9 protein-coding genes are annotated in these 6,453 nt (G+C 61.2%); 5 read left to right on the forward strand and 4 right to left on the reverse strand.

What is annotated here, in order from left to right; genetic code table 11:
* Positions 1 to 27: 27 nt before the first annotated feature.
* On the forward strand, positions 28 to 324 hold the full coding sequence (locus CIB54_RS06215) for a PilZ domain-containing protein (protein WP_101219087.1): 297 nt from the start codon (positions 28 to 30) through the stop codon (positions 322 to 324).
* A 64-nt stretch (positions 325 to 388) separates the two neighbouring features.
* Here CIB54_RS06215 and CIB54_RS06220 read toward each other — a convergent pair whose 3' ends face one another.
* On the reverse strand, positions 389 to 1,078 hold the full coding sequence (locus CIB54_RS06220; protein ID WP_101219089.1) for an MlaA family lipoprotein: 690 nt from the start codon (positions 1,076 to 1,078) through the stop codon (positions 389 to 391).
* A gap of 196 nt (positions 1,079 to 1,274) precedes the next feature.
* Here CIB54_RS06220 and CIB54_RS06225 point away from each other — a divergent pair, with 196 nt between their 5' ends.
* Together CIB54_RS06225 and CIB54_RS06230 are read left to right on the forward strand one after the other, a co-directional pair.
* Positions 1,275 to 1,883: an HAD superfamily inactivated hydrolase PcrP gene (locus tag CIB54_RS06225; RefSeq protein ID WP_065950475.1), complete on the forward strand. Its 609-nt coding sequence runs from the start codon at positions 1,275 to 1,277 to the stop codon at positions 1,881 to 1,883.
* Between the two features lie 111 nt (positions 1,884 to 1,994).
* Positions 1,995 to 2,261: a DUF4404 family protein gene (locus tag CIB54_RS06230; RefSeq protein ID WP_065886358.1), complete on the forward strand. Its 267-nt coding sequence runs from the start codon at positions 1,995 to 1,997 to the stop codon at positions 2,259 to 2,261.
* A gap of 76 nt (positions 2,262 to 2,337) precedes the next feature.
* On the opposite strand, the gene queF is transcribed toward CIB54_RS06230, so the two are convergent.
* Both queF and CIB54_RS06240 read right to left on the reverse strand, forming a co-directional pair.
* Positions 2,338 to 3,168, reverse strand: a complete 831-nt coding sequence (queF, locus tag CIB54_RS06235; protein ID WP_101219091.1) for an NADPH-dependent 7-cyano-7-deazaguanine reductase QueF — start codon at positions 3,166 to 3,168, stop codon at positions 2,338 to 2,340.
* A 66-nt stretch (positions 3,169 to 3,234) separates the two neighbouring features.
* Positions 3,235 to 3,747 carry a copper-resistant cuproprotein CopI gene (locus CIB54_RS06240; RefSeq protein WP_101219093.1) on the reverse strand — a complete coding sequence of 171 codons (513 nt, stop codon included), beginning with the start codon at positions 3,745 to 3,747 and terminating at the stop codon, positions 3,235 to 3,237.
* Positions 3,748 to 4,004: 257 nt separating this feature from the next.
* On the opposite strand from CIB54_RS06240, the gene CIB54_RS06245 reads away from it, so the two are divergent.
* Together CIB54_RS06245 and CIB54_RS06250 are read left to right on the forward strand one after the other, a co-directional pair.
* Entirely contained in the window at positions 4,005 to 4,685 is a 681-nt protein-coding gene (locus CIB54_RS06245) for a heavy metal response regulator transcription factor (RefSeq protein ID WP_065950478.1), read from the forward strand.
* A complete protein-coding gene (locus tag CIB54_RS06250) occupies positions 4,682 to 6,037 on the forward strand; it encodes a heavy metal sensor histidine kinase (protein WP_101219095.1) in 1,356 nt (451 codons plus the stop codon). The genes CIB54_RS06245 and CIB54_RS06250 overlap by 4 nt, the downstream gene beginning before the upstream one ends.
* 117 nt (positions 6,038 to 6,154) lie before the next feature.
* Here the strand turns inward: CIB54_RS06250 and CIB54_RS06255 are convergent.
* The coding region (locus CIB54_RS06255; protein ID WP_157829693.1) for an FtsX-like permease family protein at positions 6,155 to 6,453 on the reverse strand (299 nt) is incomplete at its 5' end.

The following is a 6,453-nucleotide window of genomic DNA, read 5'->3' on the forward strand; positions in this document are numbered from 1 at the left end:
CCACAACCCAAAGTAAGGATGGATGCTGTGAGCGAACATGAGCGCGACTACGCCGAAAAACGCGACTTCATCCGCATGCGGGTGGATGCCGATGTGTCCTTGATCCACGCCGGGCAGGAAATTGCAGGGGTCTGCCTGGACCTTTCCAGCTCCGGCATGCAGGTGCAGGCACCTCGCCAGTTCAGCGTCGGTGACTTGCTTACCGTGCGCATTGATTCCGACCACGCCGCACTCAAAGGCCTTGAAGCCGATACAGAGGTGGTGTGGGCCAGGGCAGCGGGCGACGAACAGCATCTGGGCCTGAAGATTTTGAAAATGCGCTGATCAGCGCGCACAAAAAAGGCGACCGTTCAAAGGTCGCCTTTTTTTCATTTCAAAACGTCACAGCTTAAAAGTCGTCGACAACCTTGCCGTCCTTGACCTTGAACTCACGGTTCTGCAGGTAAGCGTTACGGATAAAGGTGTACTTGTCGCCGCTGATCAGCTTCTCACTGTCGAGCAGGCTGGCACGGACGTCGACCACGTTCAGGCCCAAGGTGCTGTTGCGCCAGCCGATATCGTTCATGTAGCGGTACGGTTGGGTGTAGCTGTCCACGTATTTGGAAGGCGCGTCACGCAACGTGCTTGGGCCCAGCAACGGGATCATCACGTAAGGACCGCTGCCGACGCCCCAGTAGCCGAGGGTCTGGCCGAAGTCTTCATCGCTGCGCTGCAGCCCCATTTTGGTGCCGACATCGATAAAGCCCAGCACGCCGAACGTGGTGTTGACCAGCAGACGGGCCGTGTCGACGCCAGCGTTATGCGGCTTGAGTTGCAGCACGTTGTTGGCCAGGTTGCCGACATCGCCGATGTTGCGGAAGAAGTTGTGAATGCCGTCCTGCACCAATTGCGGGGTGACGAACTGATAGCCCTGGGCGATTGGCTTGAGGGCGTAGGTGTCAACGGTGTCGTTGAAGGTGAAGATAGGGCGGTTGACGCTTTCCCATGGATCATCTTCCGTCGCGGCCTGGGCGGCGAACGGTGCCAACAGGACGGTGGCACACAGCGACAACTGAGCGAAGTACTGGCTCCAGCGCATAGCTTTTGCTCCTTGAATGGTCTGTCATGGGCGCTATGCCCTGAATAAGGCCGTCAGTATATGACGGAAGTGTCGATTTAGGCAGCCGCATGGAAACGACTTTCATGATTTGGACAAAATTCCTACAAATACGCCCTCATGTCATCCACTTGTCATGCCGCCCCGATAGCGTTGCAGCTATTTCAGGGACGTTCAGATGCCACATGCCGAGATAGCCGTCGCCACTGCCCCCGCGTTGACCGCCGTGTTGTTTGGCCTGAGTGGCTGCCTGGTGGACTTCGGTTCCCAGGCCCGTAGCGACACACCCACCCCAGACTCGCAGGCCACGCCCGGGGCGCTGAAAATCCTGCGCAGCCTGAAGGAACAAGGCGTGCCCTGCGCCTGGCTGGATGAACTACCCGCCTCTGTCACCGCCCCACTGGCCGCTACCCTGCCCGCCTGGCTCAGGGCCACCTCGCCTTCCACCATCCGCTGGCCGGCGCCCCACGCCTGCTGGCAAGCCTTGATGGAGCTGAACATCGAACGCCTGGAGGGCTGTGTGCTGGTCAGCGGCGAACCGCGCCTGCTGCAATCGGGCTTGAACGCCGGGCTGTGGACCATCGGCCTGGCCTCCTGTGGCTCGCTGTGCGGCGTGGCGCCGGAGCAATGGCAGGCGCTGAGCGAAAAGGAACGCGAGTACAAGCGCGGCAAAGCCACCGTGGCGCTCTATGGATTAGGTGTGCACTCGGTGATCGATCACCTCGGCGAACTCGGCACCTGCCTGGCCGACATCCGCCTGCGCCGCCTCAAAGGCGAGAAGCCCTGACAAGGATCATGCACAGTTGGCGCCGGTGGATTAATCTACAGGTCAGTTCGTAGACCTTTCCCGGCGTGCCGCGGTCTATGCCAGTGCCTATCGATAAAAGGAAAGAATGTCATGCCTGATCGCAAAAAACTGGAAGAACAGGTCGAGATCCTGCGCGGGCAGCTGGAACAGGAACCGCCGCTGCCGGAAGAAAAACGTGAAGCGCTGGAAGCCTTGATTGCCAAGTTTGAAGTGCAACTTGAACTGGAGCCGGCCACCCAGTCGCCCAGTATTTCCGACGACGTGAATCAAGCGGCCATAGAGTTCGACGCTGAACACCCGGTCATTTCCGGGACATTGCGCAATATCATGATCACCCTGGGCAACATCGGCATCTAATCTGCCTGCCAACCAAGCACCGATGCAAAATGTGGGAGGGGGCTTGCCCCCTCCCACATTTGGTTTGTGTGCAGGCTTACTGGCGCGCCAAGCGTACGTTCTGGAACGCCACATCCTCGGTACTGCGATACGGGTTGATATCCAGCCCACCCCGCCGCACATACCGCGCATACACGGTCAACTTCTCCGGTTTGAGCAAGCGCTGCAAGTCCAGGAAGATGCGTTCCACGCACTGTTCATGGAAGTCCGAGTGCTGACGGAAGCTCACCAGGTACGCCAACAGGCTCGCGTGATCCAGCGCCGCACCGCGGTACTCCACCACCACACTGCCCCAATCGGGCTGGCTGGTGACCGGGCAGTTGGATTTGAGCAGGTGGCTGTGCACGCTCTCCTCCACCACACGCGAGTCATCACAGCGCAACAGTTCCGGACGCGGATGTTCGTAGCTGCTGACGTTGATATCCAGATCATCGATGCACACGCCCGGCAACGCCATCACGCCTTGCGCCTCGATTTCGGCCAGGCTCCGAAGGCGTACGCTGACCGGCTTGCCGGCGGCGGCGCTGAGGTCGTTGCGCAGGGTCTCTTCCAGACCGTGGGTGTCGGCGAACGCGGTCTGGTTCAACGAGTTGAGGTACAGCTTGAAGGACTTGGACTCGATGATGTTCGGCGAGTCGGCCGGGATGCTGAACTCACCGATGGCCACCACCGGCTTACCGGACGGCAGCAACCAGGACAGTTCGAAGCAGTTCCAGAAATCCACACCCTTGTAAGGCAGGGTCTCGGCGCTCAGGCCCAGTTCGGCCCATTTGGCGGCGCGAGGGATCGGGAACAGCAACGAAGGGGTGTACGTGGAGATGTATTCACTGGACTTGCCCAGCGGCGAATGTTCGGCTGCGGGATGCATAGCGGAAACCTGGCTAAATAAACCGCGCCAGTCTACCAGCCTTTGCTCCCGCCCTTAAGGAACGCCTTACTCAACGGTCAGCGTGCCGACCATGCCCGCCTGGTAATGGCCGGGAAGATTGCAGGCGAACTCAAGGCCCGTGGCCTTGGTAAAGGTCCAGGTCAGCTCGGCGGTGTTGCCGGGCTCGACCAGCACACTGTTGGGATCATCGTGCTTCATCGCACCATGCCCCATTTTACTGTGGTCCATAGCGCCCATACCGGTGGCCGTGAGCATGCCGCTGGCTTGCATCTGCAACATTTCCTGCTGATGTTCGGCGTGCATGGCCGCGTCGCCCAGGTTGAATTCGTGGAGCAACTGGCCTTTGTTGACCAGTACAAAACGAACGGTCTCACCGGCCTTTACGTCCAGGGACTTGGGCGAGAAGGAAATATCCTGCAGCGTCACCTCCACCGTACGTGTGGCTTTGTCAGCCGGTGCCGGTTGGCCAAACGCGTAGGTGCGAGACGCATCAGCCAGTGCATTGAAGCTCAACGCCAGCAGGCAGCCCGCCAGCAACAGGGGTGTACGCAACGCCATCTCTCTTCTCCAAAAATACATAACCCGCTTGGGCAGCACTCTAAGATAAGCCCGCTGCCAGCGAGCTGACTGCTAGATTACAACTTTGTCAGGTTACCCCGTTGGCGCGCTCAGCCGCTTATTGTGGTAGGAGCGAGCTTGCTCGCGAAGAACATCAGCACGCCGCGTCAAGCCAGAGAGTACGCGTTATCGTTGACGTTTTTCGCGAGCGAGCTCGCGCCTACAGGGAAGCGTCCATCCTTTGCCAAGAGCCTTACATGAAACTGCTGATCGTCGAAGACCAACCGAAAACCGGCCACTATTTGCGCCAGGGCCTGGCAGAAGCCGGGTTTACCACCGAGTTGGTGGCCGACGGCACCAGCGGTCAGCACCTGGCGCTGACCGGCGACTATGACTTGTTGATCCTCGACGTGATGCTGCCCGGCCGTGATGGCTGGCAAATCCTGCAAGCGGTGCGCAGCGCCGGCCTCGACATGCCGGTGTTGTTTCTTACCGCACGCGACGCGGTGGAGGATCGCGTCCACGGCCTGGAGCTGGGCGCCGACGATTACCTGGTCAAGCCCTTCGCCTTCTCCGAGCTGCTCGCCCGCGTGCGCAGCCTGTTACGGCGTGGCAGCAGCGCGCCGCAGGACACCCACCTGCAACTGGCCGACCTGCGCCTGGACCTGATCCGCCGCCGCGTCGAACGCAGCGGCCAGCGCATCGACCTCACCGCCAAGGAGTTTTCCCTGCTGGAGCTGCTGCTGCGCCGCCAGGGCGAAGTGCTGCCCAAGTCGCTGATCGCCTCGCAGGTGTGGGACATGAATTTCGACAGTGACACCAACATCATCGAAGTGGCGATCCGCCGCCTGCGCCTGAAAGTCGACGATGCCTTTCCCAACAAGCTGATCCACACCGTGCGCGGCATGGGCTATGTACTGGAGGAGCGTTTCACGTGATCCAGCGCCTGTCCCTCGCCAGCCGCCTGGCACTGCTGTTTGCCGCGTGCACCGCCGTGGTGTCGCTGCTCGCCGGCGTGTTGTTCAACCACGCCAGCGAGGCGCACTTTATCGAGCTGGACCAACAGCAATTGGACAGCCGGCTGGTGGTGCTGCGCAACACGTTGCAGGGTGTCGACTCGCCGCAGGCCTTCGCCCAACGCGAACCCCAACTGCGCGCCGACCTCAGCCATCAACCCGACCTCACCTTGCGCATCACCGCAGCCGGCCAGCGCTGGCTTGACCAGGCGCCGGGCGTTGCGTTGCCCGACGCACCCGGCCTGCACAGTCTGCAACAGGCAGGCATCGCCTATCGCGTGTACAACGCGCCCTTGAGCCCCGGCCAACCTGGCTCAGCGCAGTTGACCCTGATACTCGACATCACCCACCACCAGCATTTCCTGCAACGCATGCAGCGCTTGATCTGGCTGACCGTCGGCCTCTCGGCCCTGGCCACCGCGCTGCTCGGCGCCTGGGCGGCGCGCAGCGGGTTACGGCCCTTGCGGCGTATGGGCGAAGTCGCCGCCGGCGTGTCCGCCCACTCCCTGACGCAACGCTTGCCGCAGCAACAGATGCCGGTCGAACTGGCGGAGTTGGCGCAGACCTTCAATGCCATGCTGGGCCGCCTGGACGACGCATTCCAGCGCCTCTCGGCCTTCTCCGCCGATATCGCCCATGAACTGCGCACACCGCTGTCGAACCTGCTGACCCAGACCCAGGTCATCCTCACCCAGCCGCGCCCACTGGAGGATTACCGTGAAGCGCTGCACAGCAACCTGGAGGAATTGCAGTGGATGGCGCAATTGGTCAACGACATGCTGTACCTGGCCAAAGCCGATCACGGTTTGCTGATGCCCAAGTGCGAACCTCTGGCACTGGCCGATGAAGTCGAGGCGCTGCTGGAGTTTTTTGCGCTGCTGGCCGAAGACGCACAGGTTTCGTTGGGGTGTGAAGGCCACGCCCACGCGGCCGGTGATCGCGGCATGTTGCGCAGGGCCCTGTCCAATCTGTTGGAGAATGCACTCAGGTTTACCCCGGCGGGCGGCGAGGTGCGGGTGCGCTTGGCAGAGGATGAACGCGGCGTGAGGCTGACGGTTGAGAACACCGGGGAAGGTATTCCGAAAGATGTATTACCTAAACTGTTCGATCGCTTCTACCGGGCCGATCCGGCGCGGCGCGAGGGCAGCAGCGAGCATGCGGGGCTGGGGCTGGCGATTACCCAATCGATTGTGCGAGCGCACGGGGGGAGGATTTATTGTGAATCTGAGGCGGGGTGGACACGGTTTGTGATTGAGTTGCCCAGGGGAGATTGATGCAAGCCGGGCCGGCGCTATCGGGGGCAAGCCCCCTCCCACAGTGGACCGCATTTATTCAGGAGAAATGAGGTCAAAATGTGCGAGGGGGCTTGCCCCCGATAGCGGTCTCAACGACTACGAATACCTGAGCGCATGCGCCGGCTCGATCTTCGCCGCGCGATATGCCGGGTAAATCGTCGCCAGGAAGCTCAGCACAAACCCCGCCGAGCAAATCAGCAACACATCGCCACCTTGCAGCTCGGAAGGCAGGTTACTGACGAAGTACACGTCCGAACTGAAGATATGCTGCCCGCTCACCCGCTCCAGCCAGCCCACCAGTTCGCTCACGTTCAGCGCCGCAATCACGCCCAGCACGCCGCCGATCAGGGTGCCGACCACGCCGATCACCGTGCCCTGCACCATGAAGATCGCCA

It is taken from the genome of Pseudomonas fluorescens (assembly GCF_002837185.1).
Taxonomy (GTDB): Bacteria; Pseudomonadota; Gammaproteobacteria; order Pseudomonadales; family Pseudomonadaceae; genus Aquipseudomonas; species Aquipseudomonas fluorescens_AM.